The sequence below is a fragment of the Pseudonocardia sp. TMWB2A genome (assembly GCF_017312135.1).
Window position 1 is genome coordinate 2749722 of sequence record NZ_QKQY01000001.1, and the last position, 16930, is coordinate 2766651.

At 58.7% G+C, this 16930-nt stretch carries 13 protein-coding genes; 6 read left to right on the forward strand and 7 right to left on the reverse strand.

The annotated features are described in order from the left end of the window. Positions 1-62 precede the first annotated feature (62 nt). The 3 genes from DMP17_RS12835 to DMP17_RS12845 are packed head-to-tail and all read left to right on the forward strand — an operon-like array spanning position 63 to position 2507. Positions 63-554, forward strand: a complete 492-nt coding sequence (locus tag DMP17_RS12835; RefSeq protein ID WP_337829468.1) for a DUF2141 domain-containing protein — start codon at positions 63-65, stop codon at positions 552-554. A 40-nt stretch (positions 555-594) separates the two neighbouring features. After that, on the forward strand, positions 595-1578 hold the full coding sequence (locus DMP17_RS12840; RefSeq protein ID WP_337829469.1) for a diacylglycerol/lipid kinase family protein: 984 nt from the start codon (positions 595-597) through the stop codon (positions 1576-1578). A 23-nt stretch (positions 1579-1601) separates the two neighbouring features. Beyond that, entirely contained in the window at positions 1602-2507 is a 906-nt protein-coding gene (locus DMP17_RS12845; protein ID WP_337829470.1) for a hypothetical protein, read from the forward strand. Positions 2508-2601: 94 nt separating this feature from the next. Here DMP17_RS12845 and ribA read toward each other — a convergent pair whose 3' ends face one another. The 3 genes from ribA to DMP17_RS12860 form a co-directional block, all read right to left on the reverse strand. Further along, positions 2602-3678 (reverse strand): GTP cyclohydrolase II, encoded by a 1077-nt coding sequence (ribA, locus tag DMP17_RS12850; RefSeq protein ID WP_337829471.1) that lies wholly within the window; start codon positions 3676-3678, stop codon positions 2602-2604. Beyond that, the gene (locus DMP17_RS12855) at positions 3675-4514 is read right to left on the reverse strand and encodes an exodeoxyribonuclease III (RefSeq protein WP_337829472.1); all 840 of its coding nucleotides are present in this window, start codon (positions 4512-4514) and stop codon (positions 3675-3677) included. The genes ribA and DMP17_RS12855 overlap by 4 nt, the downstream gene beginning before the upstream one ends. Positions 4515-4939: 425 nt before the next feature. Beyond that, a complete protein-coding gene (locus DMP17_RS12860) occupies positions 4940-5083 on the reverse strand; it encodes a hypothetical protein (protein WP_337829473.1) in 144 nt (47 codons plus the stop codon). Positions 5084-5414: 331 nt separating this feature from the next. Here DMP17_RS12860 and DMP17_RS12865 point away from each other — a divergent pair, with 331 nt between their 5' ends. From DMP17_RS12865 to DMP17_RS12875, 3 genes are all read left to right on the forward strand, one after another. Next, positions 5415-7211, forward strand: coding sequence for a M14 family metallopeptidase (locus DMP17_RS12865; protein ID WP_337829474.1), 1797 nt, complete (start codon positions 5415-5417; stop codon positions 7209-7211). Positions 7212-7307: 96 nt separating this feature from the next. After that, positions 7308-8273, forward strand: coding sequence for an IS5 family transposase (locus DMP17_RS12870; RefSeq protein ID WP_337827811.1), 966 nt, complete (start codon positions 7308-7310; stop codon positions 8271-8273). 382 nt (positions 8274-8655) lie between these two features. Next, positions 8656-10065 (forward strand): alkaline phosphatase PhoX, encoded by a 1410-nt coding sequence (locus DMP17_RS12875; RefSeq protein ID WP_337829475.1) that lies wholly within the window; start codon positions 8656-8658, stop codon positions 10063-10065. Between the two features lie 46 nt (positions 10066-10111). On the opposite strand, the gene DMP17_RS12880 is transcribed toward DMP17_RS12875, so the two are convergent. The 4 genes from DMP17_RS12880 to pabB form a co-directional block, all read right to left on the reverse strand. Then, positions 10112-11185, reverse strand: coding sequence for a J domain-containing protein (locus DMP17_RS12880; protein WP_337829476.1), 1074 nt, complete (start codon positions 11183-11185; stop codon positions 10112-10114). Between the two features lie 106 nt (positions 11186-11291). Continuing rightward, positions 11292-13412 (reverse strand): amidohydrolase family protein, encoded by a 2121-nt coding sequence (locus DMP17_RS12885; protein WP_337829477.1) that lies wholly within the window; start codon positions 13410-13412, stop codon positions 11292-11294. 350 nt (positions 13413-13762) lie between these two features. Then, positions 13763-14977: a pyridoxal phosphate-dependent aminotransferase gene (locus DMP17_RS12890; RefSeq protein ID WP_337829478.1), complete on the reverse strand. Its 1215-nt coding sequence runs from the start codon at positions 14975-14977 to the stop codon at positions 13763-13765. A gap of 150 nt (positions 14978-15127) precedes the next feature. Further along, a complete protein-coding gene (gene pabB / locus DMP17_RS12895) occupies positions 15128-16906 on the reverse strand; it encodes an aminodeoxychorismate synthase component I (RefSeq protein ID WP_337829479.1) in 1779 nt (592 codons plus the stop codon). Between the last annotated feature and the right edge of the window lie 24 nt (positions 16907-16930).

A 16930-nucleotide genomic window follows, 5' to 3' on the forward strand; every position in this document is an offset into this window, starting at 1 on the left:
TTGACCGGATGCTTTAACGATACAAAGGGCGGATGGCTATAACCTGCAGGAGTATATTGGTCATGTTGAAATTTACCGGTTTTGTTGCAGCCGCCGCCGTGGCGCTCACATTGCCGACCTATACGGCATCGGCAGAAGCGGCGCTCGGCCCTTCGGCATCGGTGTGCGAAGCGGATGGTTCCGCGGTGCTGGTGAATGTCACCGGCCTCAAAAGCCGCACCGGACGTTTGCGCGTCAATCTTTATGCCAACAACGCCGCCACCTATCTTGAAAAAGGCAAATATCTGCATCGCGTCGATGTCGCTGTGCCGTCAAGCGGTGCGGTTGCGGTGTGCGTCCCCGTGTCGCGCCCCGGCAGCTATGCCATCTCGATCCGCCATGACCGCAACGGCAATGGCAAGACCGACATGTCGGACGGCGGCGGCTTTTCGGGCAATCCGAATGTCAGCGTCCTTGATATGGCGTTGAAGCGCAAACCGCCTTTGTCGCGCACCGCCTTCAATGTCGGGCGCAGCACCGCTTCGATCAACGTCGCACTGAAATATGCCCGCTAAGCCGCGCTTACGGGCCAACAGGAAGGATACATAACGGGCGATGGTCATGGTCGCGCTTCTCTCTAACCCCCGCTCGACGGGGAATCGCGCGATCCTTCCGCGCGTCAGGGAGTTTTGCGCGTCCAATCCGGACATTTTCCATTATGAAGTGGAAGAAGCCAACCAGATTGGTCAGGCGTTCCGGACCATCGCGCTCGTTAAACCGCGCGTCATCGTCATCAATGGCGGCGACGGCACGGTGCAATCGGCGCTGACCGAGCTTTATTCGGGCGGCCATTTTGGCGGAAACCCGCCGCCGGTTGCGGTATTGCCCAACGGCAAGACCAATTTGATCGCGCTCGATTTAGGCTCCGAAGGCGATCCTTTGGAGGCGCTTGAACGCATCATCCAGATCGCCAAAACCGATTTGGACGCGCATGTCATCCAGCGCGAACTTATCGCTTTGTCGAGCGGCGAGGGCGATAACCGTCCGGTGCTGGGCATGTTTCTGGGCGGCGCGGGGCTGGCCGAAGCCATCCTCTATTGCCGCGAGAAAATCTATCCGTTGGGCCTGCCCAATAGCGTCAGCCACATGATTGCGGCGATGGCGGCGATCGTCTCCATCCTGTTCCGCATTGGCGGGCGGCTGCTTCCGGCCAAGCCCGAACCGGTCAGCGTCTCGCTCACCCGCGACGGGCAGATTCAGGGGCGTTTTTCGCTCCTCATCGTGACGACGCTCGAAAAAATGCTGTTCAACTTCAAACCCAGCGATAGCGGGGGGGCGCAGGATGCGCTGGGCCGGATGAAGCTGGTCGCTGTCGATCAGGATCTGGGCGCGCTCGTCAAGGTCGGGATTGCAGGCGCGCTCGGCAAATTCGGGCGGCGGCAAATGAACGGCGTCCATTTCCAGAGCGGCGATATTATCCGCATCGAAGGCGCGCGCAGCAATGTCGTGCTGGACGGCGAAGTGTTCGAAGCGAGCCATGATCGCCCGATCATCCTCAAATCGACGCCGCCGGTGCCGTTCCTCAGCCTCGCGGCCTGAGCCTTTCAAGGACAGGCAGGCCCGTGACCGACCATCTCGCCGCCGTGATGGCAGCCGAACTTGCCTTGCCCGTGGACCCGCGCGTGACCGGCATGGCGGAGGCGCTTGCGGGCAAATATCCGGATGCGGCGCGCGGAGTGTTATTTTACGGCTCATGCCTGCGCGAAAGCCAGCTTGACGGGCTGATGCTCGATTTTTACCTCATCGTGTCGAGCTATGAAGCGGCCTATGGCAAAAGCTGGATGGCGCGCGCGAACCGGCTGATCCCGCCCAATGTGTTTCCCTTCACCCATCAGGACCAATATGGCGAACTGGTCGCCAAATATGCGGTGCTGGACGAAGCGGATTTTGCGCGGCTCTGTTCGATGCAGGCAAGTGACGTATCGGTATGGGCGCGCTTTGCGCAGCCGACGCGGTTGGTGTGGGTCGCCGATGAAGCGGCGCGCGCGCGCATCGTCGATGCCGTCACCCATGCGCCGCTAACGCTCGCGACCGTCACCCGACCGATGATGGCGGAAGGCGAGGGCGATGACCCGCTCGCGCTGTGGCGGCGCGGATTTGATTTGACCTATAGCGCGGAATTACGCGCCGAACGCAAAGGCCGCTCGGCCTCGATTGTCGATTTCGACCCGGCTTATTACCGCCGGTTAAGCGCGGCGCTGACGGCGGATGGCAGCACCTTGTCCGCCCTATCCCGCACAGACGCCGAAGCACGCTGGGCGTCATTCCGCCGTCGCGGCAAATGGCTAACCCTCGCCCGCCTTGCCAAAGCGACCGGCACCTACGCGGGCGGAATTGATTATCTGGCGTGGAAGATCAACCGCCATGCCGGGACCGAGATTGCCATCAAGCCTTGGCAACGCAAATGGCCGATTATGGGCGCGCTGACGATGTTGCCGAAATTGTTCAGGAGCGGGGCGATTAAATGAAGGGCGGATGTTGCGGAAGTGCGTCCGGCCTATACATATAGCCCTCTCTCCCTCTTCGCGGGCGGCTTTGCGTGGTCCGGAAACTCTTGAACCTTCACAATTTATGGCCGGTCTTATCGCGCTTAGTCGCGAGATAGCGTTGATTATGCACGTTGGTCGGGAGCGCGTGGGGGATGCGTTCGACGACTTTGATGCCTTCGGCTTCCAGCCGCGCGACTTTTTCCGGATTATTGGTCATGAGCCGCACTGCGGGCACGTTCATGAGCTTCAACATCTGCGCCGCTATCGCAAAATCGCGCGCTTCGACCGGAAAGCCCAGCCGCAAATTGGCGTCCACCGTGTCGAACCCCTGGTCCTGCAACTGATAGGCGCGCAGCTTGTTGACGAGGCCGATGCCGCGCCCTTCCTGCCGCAAATAAAGGAGGATACCCCAAGGTGCATCGGCAATTTTGTGGAGCGCGTGGTGGAGTTGCGGGCCGCAATCGCATTTAAGGCTACCCAGCACATCGCCGGTCAGGCATTCCGAATGGAGCCGGATGACCGGCACGCTGCCATCACGTTGGCCGAGCGTCAGCGCGACATGTTCGCGCGGATCGGCGGTCGAGCGGAAGGCGGTGAGCTCGCCCTGTTCCGACGCTTCGACGGGCAGCGAAGCGCGCGCGGCAATATGGAGCGCGTTCGCATCGCCATAGGCATCGACCGCCGCGACCGAGGCTGTGACGGGGGAGGGGCTACCCGTATCGCGCGCAAAAGCGGCGGGCAACATGCCGCCATGCAGCAATAGCGCAAGCCCCGCCCGCGCGAGCCGTTCTTCCGCTACCTTGGCGGCGGTAAACGGCCCTTTGAACGGCTGCGCCAAATCGAGCGCGGGGTCGGCTATCGCTTGGGCGGCGGCCAGATCGTCGCCCGCATAGCGGTCAATCGCGACCGGTCCCGGATGGGCGGCGGCCAACTGGTTGGTGAGTTTCAAGGTCGCCGCCCGCTCGCCCGAAATCAGCAATTTGGACAAGGCTTCGCTGTCAAATTCGGCTAGTGCCGGGGCGTTGGTGGTTTCGACCGCGAGCAAGGACAATGCCCTATCACCATCGGTCAGTGTCACCGGCCAGCCTCGCCGCAGCGCGTCGATTGCTTGTGCGGCGCTGCGCGCATCATCGGGCGCAAATCCGCTCAAAATTTGAATTCCGTTATCAACGGCACATGGTCGGAGGGTTTGAGCCAACTGCGGCACGGTTCGCACACTTTATGGCTGACCGCCTTGTCCTTAAGGTCGGGCGTCACCCACATATGGTCAAGGCGGCGGCCGCGGTCGGACGCGGCCCAATCCTTCGCGCGATAACTCCACCATGTATAAAGCCGTTCGGGCGCGGGCACGAAATGGCGGCCAAGATCGACCCAATTGCCCGCCGCCTGCAAGCGGCCCAAGGTTTCGACCTCGATGGGCGTGTGGCTCACCACGCCGAGCAATTGCTTATGGCTCCACACATCGCTTTCGAGCGGCGCGATGTTGAAATCGCCGGTGAGGATGGTGCGCTCCTTGATGCCGCCCGACCAGTCGATCATGCGTCCCAGAAAGTCGAGTTTCTGCCCGAATTTGGGATTAAGAGTGCGGTCGGGAATATCGCCGCCCGCAGGCACATAGACATTTTCGATGCGGATGCCATTGTCGAGCGCAACCCCGACATGGCGCGCTTCATTATTCGCCTGCCAGTCGAGCCGGTCATCTTCGCGGATGGGGATGCGGCTGATAATCGCAACGCCGTGGTGCATCTTTTGCCCGTGCAGGATGTGGTGGTTATAGCCAAGCTGGCGGAACGGCCCTGCCGGAAACAGGTCGTTCATCACCTTGGTTTCCTGAAGGCACAGCACATCCGGCGCTTCTTCGCGCAGGAAGCGTTCGACAATGTCGATGCGCGCGCGCACGCTGTTAATGTTCCAGGAGGCAATTTTGATGGTGTTGGCGGACATAGCGCCAAGCCTGTATCGGCGGGGCGGGGTGCTGGCAAGCATGGGGTGAAGCGAAGCGGGGCGGAACTTTTCGCGCGCTCCCCCCGAAACCAAAAAACCCCCGCTCCGGGGGCAAGTGGAGCGAGGGCCTTTTTTGAGCGTTCGTCACGCTAGGATTGAAGCCGCGAACCAAGCCTTGGGGCAACAGGGGGGAAATCCCGAAGATTGGCCCATGTGCGTCTTCGAGTTTGGGTTTACATTTCCAATCCTGTCCCCAACATGAACGACCTGGACAGCTTGGCGGTAAACCGTGCAAAAGCGTGGGTGAAGCCCGTAAATAGTCGAAAAGAGACGCAGAAATTGTAAAATTGTTGCGCTTATTTGGTCAAAAATTGCCGCAAAGATGAACGGCGCGTGGACGGCGCACAGGCGACTCGATTCGATGCGTTCGGGCAATTATTAGGGTGTATGAAACCGGCACGGGCCGGTCAGTCTTCAATCCATAGATGCGCGACGCGGTCATGGAATTGCGCGCGCCCTTGCCCCGGCGTCGCTGCATAGAGCGCCAAGGCCCCGATCAAAAAGCCCAGACTGATCTGGCGGGTGAGTTCGGAACGGATCATGTGCAACATCGGAAAAATCCTCTCTGGGTCATTTTGTCTATGTCATGCGTGAGGGGATAACCGAGTCGTTCTGACCGGAAGCTGAGGGATTTGTTCATCAAACAGACGGGTTTGGCCGACCGGTTTTGCTTCCGGAGCGCCTTTACCGTGCCCCCCTTACCGTGTCCCCCTTACCGTGTCCCCGCGAAGGCGGGGACCCAGTGCGGCACAAGCAACGGTTGGAGTAACAACACTGGGCCCCCGCCTGCGCGGGGGAACGCTTTTGTAGGAAGGAGGAGAGAGGGCAAGGAAATAACCAAGCATGATTGCCATCCCGATAAGGCCAGCCTAATCCTGTCGCATGAACCAGCCCCGCACAGCTCTTGCGCTCAGCCTCGCCGCCTTGATGGCCTCGCCCCTTACCGCGCAAACCGCGCCGATTGCCGCCCCGCTCCCGCCTATTCTCCCGTGGACAGGTGCGAGCGAGACGCTGATCGCCAAGCCGTCCGACCCGTGGATTACCCCCATCGAACAGACCGGCTTTGTCGATACGCCCGATTATGCCGCAACCCGCGCATGGCTCGATAAGCTTGATGCCGCGTCCGATCTCGTCTCGATCACCCCGTTCGGCACCTCCGCCGAAGGCCGCGCGCTTTATTATGTCAAAGCGTCGAAAGGCGGCGCGCGCAAGCCGGTGCTGCTGGTGCAAGCGGGCATCCATGCGGGCGAAATTGACGGCAAGGATGCGGGGATGATGTTGCTGCGCGACATTGCGTTTCGCGGTAAAGACACATTGCTCGACAAGGTCGACCTCGTCTTTGTGCCGATTTTCAACGTCGATGGCCATGAGCGCCGCTCGCGCTTCAACCGCCCCAACCAGCGCGGCCCCGAAAATATGGGCTGGCGCGCCACCGCGCAAAATCTCAATTTAAACCGCGATTATGGCAAGATGGACACGCCCGAAATGACGGCGATGATCGCGCTTATCAATAAGCTCGATCCGGCGCTCTATCTCGACCTTCATGTGACCGATGGCACCGACTATCAATATGACATCACCTATGCCTTTTCGGGCTGGGACGGCAAATATGCGCAAAGCGAGGCGGTGGGCGCTTGGCTCAACAGCGGTTTCCGTCCCGCGATGGATGCGGCGCTTAAAAAAGCGGGGCATAAGCCGTTCACCTATGTGAATTCGATCGACAATCGCGACCCCGATAAAGGCATTTTGCACGGTGCGGATACCGCGCGCTTTTCAACCGGCTATGGCGACCGCCGCGTGGTGCCAACGGTTCTGCTCGAAACTCACAGTTTGAAACCCTATCGCCAGCGCGTGCTGGGCACCTATATTTTCATCGAACAGGCGCTGAAATCGGTGGCAACGGACGCCGCGCGCATCGAAACGGCCAAGCGAGCCGACCGCGCTGCACGCCCTGCCGAAATTATCCTGTCGTGGAAGGCGGACGAGAGCAAGCCGGTCAAGACCGTGCCTTTCCTGAGCGTTGCGCATGAAAAATTCCGCTCGCCGGTGACGGGGCGCGACGAGATACGCTGGCTCGGCAAGCCGGTGACGGTGCAAATGCCGGTCTGGGGCGAAGTGCCTGCGGTCAAAACCGCGCTGCCGCTGGCATGGTGGGTGCCTGCAACCAAGCCTGACCTCATCAAGCGGCTCCAGCTGCATGGCATTGAAATGGGCGTGATCGCGACCCCGCAGACGCTGGACCTCGACATGGTGCGCTTGGCCAATGTCAAAAATGGCCGCCCCAGCGAAGGCCATATCCCGCTCACCGCCGACTATACGCACGCACAGCGCCGCGTGACGATGCCCGAAGGGTCGGTGCGGATACCCGCCGACCAGCCCCTGTGGCGGATTGCTGCGGCCTTGCTCGAAGCGGAAAGCCCGGACAGTTTCCTGGCGTGGGGCTTTTTCCCCGAAATCCAGAGCCGCACCGAATATATGGAAAGCTATGCGATTGAACCGATGGCACAGAAAATGCTTGCGGCCGATCCCGCGCTTAAAGCCGCTTATGAGAAGAGGCTGGCCGAAGATGCCGCCTTCGCCAAGGACGCCAATGCGCGCCTCCAATGGTTCTACGAACGCTCGCCATATTATGACGACCGCTATTTACTCTATCCGGTGGGGCGTGAGGTGAAGCGGTGAGGACAGGGGCGCGACGCGATCCTTCTCCCTTGATGGGATCGTTGCATAATTCCCCGAAGTTTGATTCACTCGTCCTGTTGGCAAGGGAGTGGATTGATGGGTGATCAGTTGGGGTTTGCGGATGGTTGGGCGTCGCCCAAGCTGGGGCGCAATGCGGGGTTGGAGCGGCTGTCGGAGGCGGTGGATTGGCAGGCGTTGGAGCGGCTTTTGGCGAAGCTGCGCCATGATGGTCCGGGGCGTCCGGCCTTTCCTGCGCTGATGATGTTGAAGGCTGTGCTGTTGCAACAATGGTATGGCCTGTCGGATGCCGAGGCCGAGGAGGCGATTAATGACCGTGTGTCGTTCCGCCGTTTTCTGGGCCTGTCGCTAGAGGCCGCTTCGCCCGATCATACGACCTTGTGCCGTTTTCGCGGGCGTTTGGCCGAAACGGGCCTTGGTGCCGTCTTATTTGCCGCGTTCGAGCGCCAGTTGGAGGCGCGCGGGCTGATTGTGAAGCAGGGCACGATGGTCGATGCGACGCTGATCGCCGCGCCCTTCCGCCCCGGCTCGCCCGGAGGCACGCGCCAGCCGGTCGATCCCGACGCTGCGGTAACGACCCGCAAAGGCACGGGCAGCGGCATCAACAAGCGCCGCCTCCATTATGGCTATAAGCTTCACATCGGCACAGACCAAGGCAGCCGGCTGATCCGCCGCCTTGTGCTGACCCCGGCAAACGTCAATGATACCGTCCCGGCCGACCGGCTTGTGTGCGGTGATGAAGCGGCGCTTTATGGTGACAAGGCTTATGCCAAGCGCGCGCGCCGACAGGCTTTGAGAGCAGCGGGCATCAAGCCGCGCATCATGCACAAAAGCTGGGGCGGCGGCCCGGCGCTTACCGCCTGGCAACAACGCCACAACCGCCTCATCGCGCCCATCCGCGCTGAAGTGGAGGGCGTGTTCGCAACGCTCAAACGATGGATGAACCTCACCCGGATGCGCTACCGTGGCCTTACCAAAAACAGCAACCACGCCTTCCTCGTCGCACTCGCCTATAATATGAAACGGGCGATGAAACTGGCGTAAGCCCGGCTTTGAAACAGGGCGCCCACGGGCATCCCCGCCCTCCATCATCCTCCCATTTGCTTCGCGATATAAGCGCAAATAACGCGCGCTCACCCGCCAACGGAGTGGATGGACGAATTATGCAACGATCCCTTGATGGGAGAAGGATGCGAAGACTTGGCAGCTTGCTGCCTAGTCGAAGCTGGATGAGGGTGTCCTCTGCGTCTGACGCTGCGTTTGGCTGATAGCGCACCCTCATCCAACTGCGCGTAAGCTCGTTCCTCGCTAACGCTCCATATCCTTCTCCCATCAAGGGAGAAGGATGATGCAGTGTAACAAAAATGCCTTATCCTTGTGCAAGGGACCGCTTAATTCCTACAGAATTTGAAGAAAGATCCACCCCATGCTCGCCCAACCCGTGCCGACCCGCCGCCAATTTCTTGGCCTGACCTCCACCGCTTTTGCGGGGCTGGCGCTATCGGGTTGTGCGGCGACGGTGGCGGGTAACAGCACCTCCGGCATCGCGGGGCAGACTATCCACGGCTATGGCCCGCTCATTCCCGATCCGGCGGGGTTGTTCGATTTGCCGCAAGGCTTTCGCTATCAGGTGATTTCTTCCTTCGGCGACGCGATGAGCGACGGGCATCATGTGCCGGACCGCGCCGATGGCATGGGCTGTTTCGGCTATGACCAGGACCGCGTGCTGCTGGTGCGCAACCATGAGTTGAAGGTCGGCCATGTCAAGGATGGCGCGCTGCGCACCGCCGGGCGCACATTGGCCGGAGCCTATGATGTGCTGGACGATGGCAGCGCCATTCCGGGCGGTACCACGACCATGCTCTATAATCTCAAGACCGGACGGATGGAGCAGCAATGGCTGAGCCTCACCGGCACGATCCGCAACTGTTCGGGCGGGATTACGCCGTGGGGGAGCTGGCTCACCTGCGAGGAAGATCTGACCCGCGCGGGTGAAGGCGTCAAACAGGATCATGGCTGGGTATTCGAAGTGCCTGCGCGCACGAAAGGGCTGGTTGAGGCGGTGCCTTTGAAAGATATGGGCCGCTTCAACCATGAAGCGGTCGCGGTCGATCCGGCGACCGGCATTGTTTATCTCACCGAAGATCGCGACGACGGATTGCTCTACCGCTTCCTCCCCAATGCCAAGGGCGAACTGGCCAAAGGCGGTAAATTGCAGGCGCTCGCATTTGAAGATAGCGCCATCCGCGACAGCCGTAATTTTTCAGGAGATACCATCCCCGTGCAGCACAAGCTGCCGACACGCTGGATTGATCTCGACACTCCCATCGCCCCCGATGATGACTTGCGCCAGCGCGGCGCGGCCAAGGGTGCGGCCCTCTTCGCGCGCGGCGAGGGCATCCATTATGGCGTCGGCGCGGACGGGCGCGGCGAGGTGTATTTCTGCTGCACCTCCGGCGGCGCGGCCAAGTTGGGGCAGATTATGCGCTATCGCCTGTCCCGCTTTGAAGGGCAGACGGGCGAAACATCCGAACCCGGCACGCTCGACATTTTTGTCGAATCGACCGGCAAGGCGATGCTCGATTATGCCGATAATCTGACGGTAGGCCCCGGCGGCCATTTGATAGTGTGCGAAGACCAATATACCGATGTCGTCGATAACCGCCTGCGCGGCGTCACCCCGCGCGGGGAGGTTTACGGCTTTGCGCGCCTCAAAGCCCAATCCGAACTGGCTGGTGCCTGCTTCTCCCCCGATGGTGGCACGATGTTCGTCAACATCTACAGCCCCGGCAAGACTTTGGCGATCACGGGGCCTTGGGGGCAGTTTCGGGGGTAGGGAAAAACTGAAAATCTCCGACATCGATACGCCATCGATACAAGATTTATTTTGAGATTTTGGAGGATTGGTCTTCTGTATTTTTGAAATTCTCGTTAGAAATATTTTTGCTATCCATAATTACTTTTGGATCGGTCGACGGTTCATTGAAGAATGAGCTGTCATCTATCTTAGTATTTATTTCATTTTTTGATGATAAAGATTTGTTTAATTTTTCAATATCTATTTTTTCATGTAAATTTTCATCAAAATCTTCTTCGTTGAAATCTGCATAAAGAGATTTTGTGTTTTCCTCGGCAACGGATTTAGCTATATCACTTATTTTATCTGTTCGAGATAAAATGAAGACTGTATTTGGGTTGACATTTTTATAAATTTCATCCGTATTAGATACTTGAAATTTAAAATAACTGTTTTCTGGAAATCCAAGGCTGTTTGTTATTTTTGAATCGATATGCTGTGCAGCGTACGCAAACGCTACACAGTAGTCCGCTTGTTTCCACGACGGATTTGATTGAAGATTACGAAGGCATTCTTCACTTTTTGTTCGAGCTCCTAGAATGCCTTTTTTATCGAAAATAGCTGCAAAATCTTTTGCGGCTCTTTCGATATTGGTAAATATTACAGGCTCTTCGTCAGGAAAAGATGGAGATTTATTTTGTGGAATGCTACTTTTTATGGGTGAGGCACTATAATCACTCGAAATGTCAGGTGTTTTATCAGGAGTAGACACGGATCCCCATCCTATGGCGAATAAGATAAATAAAATAAACAATATAATTAATATTGATTTCCAAGATTGATTGCTCTTGTAAATACTTTCATTGTAATTTATAGGTTGCTCACTGTTGTAGTGTTCATGTGTATTCATTTCACTTTTAGATTGGTTGTCGCTTTTAGACTGATCGATAAATTTATCGTACTCTGATCGTGTTCTTTTATTTTTTAGAGTTTCAAAGGCTTCATTCAATAAGGTGGCCTTAGCGTGCGCGTCGTTGTTGCCTATGTTGGTGTCAGGATGGTATTTAAGCATCATTGCGCGATATGCGGCGACGATTACCTCATGTTCCGAATCGCGATTTACACCCAAAATTTCATAATAATTCAGTGATGAAAACATCTACCCCGCCCCCGAGATGCGCCACAATACTATATTATTTATATGGGGGCACTGTATATAATGATAGTAAAATCAAATATATGAATTCCCTTAAAATTAAGTACCCTTACTCCCCGCTCACCTTCGGCTTGGTTGCAAACGGTTGCACGCCAAACGCCGGATAGGCGTCGGGCGGATAATAAAAAGTGCCGTTTTTCGCGACCATGCGGATGGATTTGATCGCTTTCAAATCCTTGGTCGGATCGCCCGCGACAAGGAAGAAATCGGCGAGTTTGCCCTGCGCGATACTCCCTAATTGCGTGCCTTGGCCAAGATAATCGGCCGATCCTTGGGTCGCCATTTTGAGCACCTCGGCGGGGGTGAATCCGGCCTGCGTGTAAAGTTCCAACTCGCGGTGATACATGAAGGAGCCGCCCAAATCGGTGCCCGGCAAAATGGTCACGCCCTTGTCGTGGAGCAGCTTCACTGTCCCCAAAATCTTGGTGAAGGCCGCGCGATAGGCCTTGTCGTCGGCAGGGCCTGCCACATCGACCATCGCTTTCAACATACCGCGGCGCGTGCCGACGGGGAGATGCTCGATATAATCGGTCGCACCCGGCGGCACATGGCCATCGCGGTTGCTGGTCAGCATTTCATGGATTTCCAGCGTCGGATCGATCGCCTTCTTGCCCTTGACCATGATGTCGATGGTCTTGGCGACCTTGGGGTCGTTCAGGTCGAAATCTTCAAAGCGTTTAAGCGCCGTGAGGCGCAGCAATTGCCGCGTATCCTCACCCGGTTTCAGCACCCAGCTTAGCATGAACTGGTTGATATGCGTCATTTCGTCATAGCCCGCTTCGAGCATCTGGTCGGTGGTCGCGAAGGCGGGGACATGGCCGGTTACTTTGAGCCCGCGTTCATGTGCGCGCTTAATCATCGCGGGCACCCATTCGGGGTTGATACTATTATAGATTTTGATGCCCCAATAGCCGCCGCCCGGTGCGTTCTTCTGGTCGGCATACCAATCGACCGCTTTCACCGCCGCGTCCTCGCTGTCGGCGAGGATGCCATTGTTTGAACTATAAGGGCTTTTGCCTTCGATAAAGCCTTCGCGGGTGATGCGCGGGCCGGCAATCTCGCCCTTGTCGATGCGGGTGATGAGCGTGTCCAGCACATCATTGCGGTTGCCCTTGTCGCGCACGCTGGTGATCCCTGCGAGCACATTGAGCATCGCGTCATTCTGCCCGATATGGCCGTGCATTTCATAAAGGCCGGGGACGAGCGTGCCGCCTTCGCCGTCAATCGTGACGGCCCCGGCGGTCTTGGCGCCCACCGCGCGGATGGCGGCAATCTTATTGTCTTGAACCAGCACCGACACCGGGCCCGAAAGCGCCTGTTTGGCAGGATCGAACAACCGCACATTGTCAATCACCACGGGCTTGGCATAACGGTGCGCGAACTGTTGCTGCAGGCGGCCAAAGCGTTCCGCCTCCCATTTTTCGGCAAGGCCGCGCAGGCGCTTATCTTCGCCCTCATAGCCTTCCCGCACGAGCAGGAAACCGGGCGAGGCAATGCCGAACATATCGCCCTTGGCGTCCAGCAGCACGGTCTGCGGGTCCATGTCGATGCCGGTGAGGTCATAAGCGGTAACCGCAAGCGGCCCGCCAGTGCCAGCAACATTGAGTGTCTCGCCCTTGGTGAGTTTCAACGTGCCGCCAGGGAGCGCGGGGATCGACTGGTCACTATCCTTCATAAGCGCGCGGGCATAAAGGCCGAGCGACCAGGGACTTGCCGATTGCGCGACATAAAGCGAAGGCTCCTTGACCGTCGCGGTTTGCGGCCCGGCGGCGTCCGTCCAACTGGCGGCTTGCCCTGCGAGCGCGAAATTTTCCGCGACCTTGCTGCCGAAGGTGGTCGCTCCCGATACGCTCCATGCGGTGGGGAGCCCATTGGCGTTGACGCTCACCTCTTCCTTGATGGTCGGCCCGCGCCCGTTATTTTTGATATCGAAATCAATCTTGGTCTTGCCCGCATCATCGGTGTCGGCATTGAGATGCCCGACCTTTTTGTCCTGGATGATAACCACAAATCGCTCGGCCTTGGCAGCAAGCGCGGGGGTGGCAAATAGGCTGGTCGATACCAGCGCGGCGAAGAGGGCTGCGGCCCGGCGGTGAGTCTGTTGCATGGACGCCATGCTGGCACGGTAAAAGCGCGGTGGGAAGGGGGGAAATGGGGGTGGGCTATCCATAATCCTCCCCGCTTGCGGGGAGGTGGCGCGTGCATAGCACGTGACGGAGGGGGCTATCCGCCTAACGTGCGCTGGCGTAAACCGCGAACCCCCTCCACCATCCTTCGGACGGCCCCCCTCCCCGTTGCCGGGGAGGAATTTTGAAAGAGATTTCCCCTCTCCCCTTGTGGGAGAGGGTTGCAAGGACTTGGCAGCTTGCTGCCTATGTCCGCGCTGGGTGAGGGGTAAGCGGTCGCTTGCGACCGCGCGAGCCTTCGGCTCGCATCACCCTCATCCAACTGCGCCTAAGCTCACTAAAGTTCGCTAAGGCTCCATATCCTTCTCCCCTCAAGGGAGAAGGTTTGTTATTCTTATTTCAACGCCGCGCAGGCGCGTTGAATCCGCGTGCAGGCTTCCTTCAACACGCTTTCCGAAGTCGCATAGCTGATCCGGAACGCAGGCGATAAGCCGAACGCCGATCCCGCAACCGCCGCGACCTGAACGCTGTCGAGGAAATAGTCGATCAAGTCGTCGTCACTCTTGATGACCTTGCCGTCGGGCGTGGTTTTGCCCATCAATTCGCTTGCGTCCGGATAGACATAGAAGGCGCCTTCCGGGGTCGGGCAATGGAGGCCCGGCGCGTCGTTGAGCATCGCGACCACCATGTCGCGGCGCTTTTCAAATGCTTCGTTGCGTTCTTCGAGGAAATCCTGCGGACCGGTGAGCGCGGCTGTGGCGGCGGCTTGCGATATCGAACAGGGGTTTGATGTCGATTGCGATTGCAACATCGCCATCGCCTTGATGAGCCATTCCGGCCCGCCCGCATAACCGATACGCCAGCCGGTCATCGCATAAGCTTTGGAACAGCCATTCATGGTCAAGGTGCGGTCGTACAAATCGGGGCACACTTGCGCGATCGTCTTGAACGGCGTCGGCGCATACCAGACATGTTCATACATATCATCGGTGAGGATCATCACGTGCGGATGGCGGCGCAGCACTTCGCCCAACGCCGCCAGCTCTTCTTCCTCATAAGCCGCGCCCGAAGGGTTGGACGGCGAATTCAGAAGCAGCCAGCGCGTTTTGGGCGTAATCGCCTTTTCAAGCTGTTCGGGCAGCATCCGGTAAAGCTGGTTGGCATTGGCCTTGACGATCACGGGCGTTGCGCCGGTGAACGCGACAATATCGGGATAGCTCACCCAGTAAGGCGCAGGGATGATAACCTCGTCGCCCTTGTTGCAGGTCGCGACCAGCGCGTTGAACAAAGTATGTTTGCCGCCGACATTCACCGTGATTTGGCTGCGCGTATAAGCAAGGTCATTGTCGCGCTTGAACTTGGCGATGATCGCATCCTTCAATTCGGGTGTGCCATCGACATTGGTATATTTGGTTTTTCCGGCGCGGATCGCGGCAATCGCGGCTTCCTTGACGAAATCGGGCGTGTCGAAATCGGGCTCACCCGCCGACAAGCCGATCACATCGACGCCCTTCGCTTTCAATTCCGCTACCCGCTGGGTCATCGCCAAGGTCGGCGACGGTTTGATACGCTCAAGAGCCTTGGAAAGCTGTTCAATATCGGCGGACATGCGCGGGGTCGCTCCTTATCGGCTGGGGTAATGGACATGTGCAGGATGCGAAGGCTCCTTAACCAGCACCGCCCCCAAGGGCAAGGCAGGAGAAGGTTTCGGGGGTAACGGTTTTGCGCATTGCGCCTGACGGCCAATGCGGCGCGCTGGTCAGCCTAACCCCGCCTGCATCAACCCGCGCACACTATTACCGATATAAAAACCATCCTTCAGGTCATCGGCGGTAAGTGTGGCTTCGACCGCGCGGCCTTCTTCCAAGAGGTCGCTGCGCAAGACGCCGGGGAGCAAGCCTTGGGTTACGGGCGGGGTGAGGAGTATGCCGTCGCGTTCGACGAACAGGCTGGTGAAGCTGCCTTCGGTGAGGCTGCCATCGGGGGCGACAAACACCACTTCAAACGCGCCACTGTCCAGCCGTGCCTGATCGTAAAAACCGCGCTCGGTGCTTTTGTGACGGAGGCGCCAGTCGGACGGATCAACCGGAAGCGGCGCGAGCGCGACCTTGACGGGGGCCTTAGAGGCGTCCGGCATCGGGCCGGTTTCGATAGAGATGCTTCCGCGCCGCGACAAGAGCATCCGGATTTTGGCGGGCGCGCGCAAACGGAAGGTTGCGGCCTGCAATTCATTGCGCGCGGCATGGCGGTCAAACGCAAAGCCCAGCTCTTCCGAACTGGCCTTGAGCCGCGCGAGATGACGCTCCAGCCTTGCTATCCCTTCATTGGGATCAAAGGCCATGGTTTCTATGAGATCAAAGCGTGGCGCGCTTTCCACAAACCGTCCCTTTGCCAGACATTCCGCCCATTCGGCGCTTTTACGGGAATCGGCAACGATTCCAGACCCAAGCCCCAATGCGGCATAGTGGCTGTCTTTTTCAATAAGCAATGTGCGGATTGCCACATTAAATGCAGCCTCCGCCATGCCCGCTATATAGCCGATCGAGCCGGTATAGAGCGCGCGGGGCGCGCTTTCGGTCGCCGCGATAATTTCCATCGCGCGGATTTTGGGCGCACCGGTGATCGATCCGCACGGGAAAGCCTGACGCAACACATCGACCGCATTATGCCCGTCCGAAAGCTGCGCTTCCACCGATGAAATCATCTGGTGGACGGTCGGATATTGCTCGACATGGAACAGGTCGGGGACGCGCACGCTGCCGGGCTTTGCAACACGCGACAGGTCGTTGCGGATAAGATCCACGATCATCAGATTTTCGGCGCGCTGTTTGGGATCGCTCGCAAGCTGTGCGGCTTGGGCGGCATCGCGAACCGGGTCGGGGTCGCGCAGCGCGGTGCCTTTCATCGGCCGCGCCATCAGGCTTCGCCCGCGCTGGCTGAAGAAAAGTTCGGGCGAAAAGGATAATATCCAATGCGCGCCGGTAAAAATAATCCCGCCATAGCCCGCGCACTGCCGTTCGCGCAGCCGCGCATAAAGGGCGAGCGGATGGCCGCCGAAACGCACAACGCTCATGAAAGTGAAGTTCGCCTGATAAATATCGCCCGCATGGATATAGGCGAGGATGCGCTCTAGTGCGCGGTCATAAGCGGCGCGGGAGATGCGCGGCTCGGCGGCGCTCGCCCAAGCGCCTGCGGGGTCGGGGAGGAGCGCGGGCACATCGTCAGCGGCGATCCGTTCCATGTCGGCAAAACGCGCAAACCAGCCAAGCGGGAGCGCGGACGGCGGGGCTTCAGTATCAACACTGTCGACCCGCGGTTCGAACGCCCCCGCCGCATCATAAGCAAGATAGCCTGCGAGCAACGCCCCTTGCCGCGCTTCCTTGTCCATCCAATCGACCAGCGCACGGACCTCTTGGGTGGTGCGCGCAATCTCTATCTGTTCGGGCGCATAAAATAAGCGGGCAGGGACAGCGTCGCCCTCCCGCGCATCATCAAGCAGGACGTAAGGATGGTTGGCGGCCAGGAGTGTTCGGGCCATGTCCGGCTTGGGTATCATGCGCGC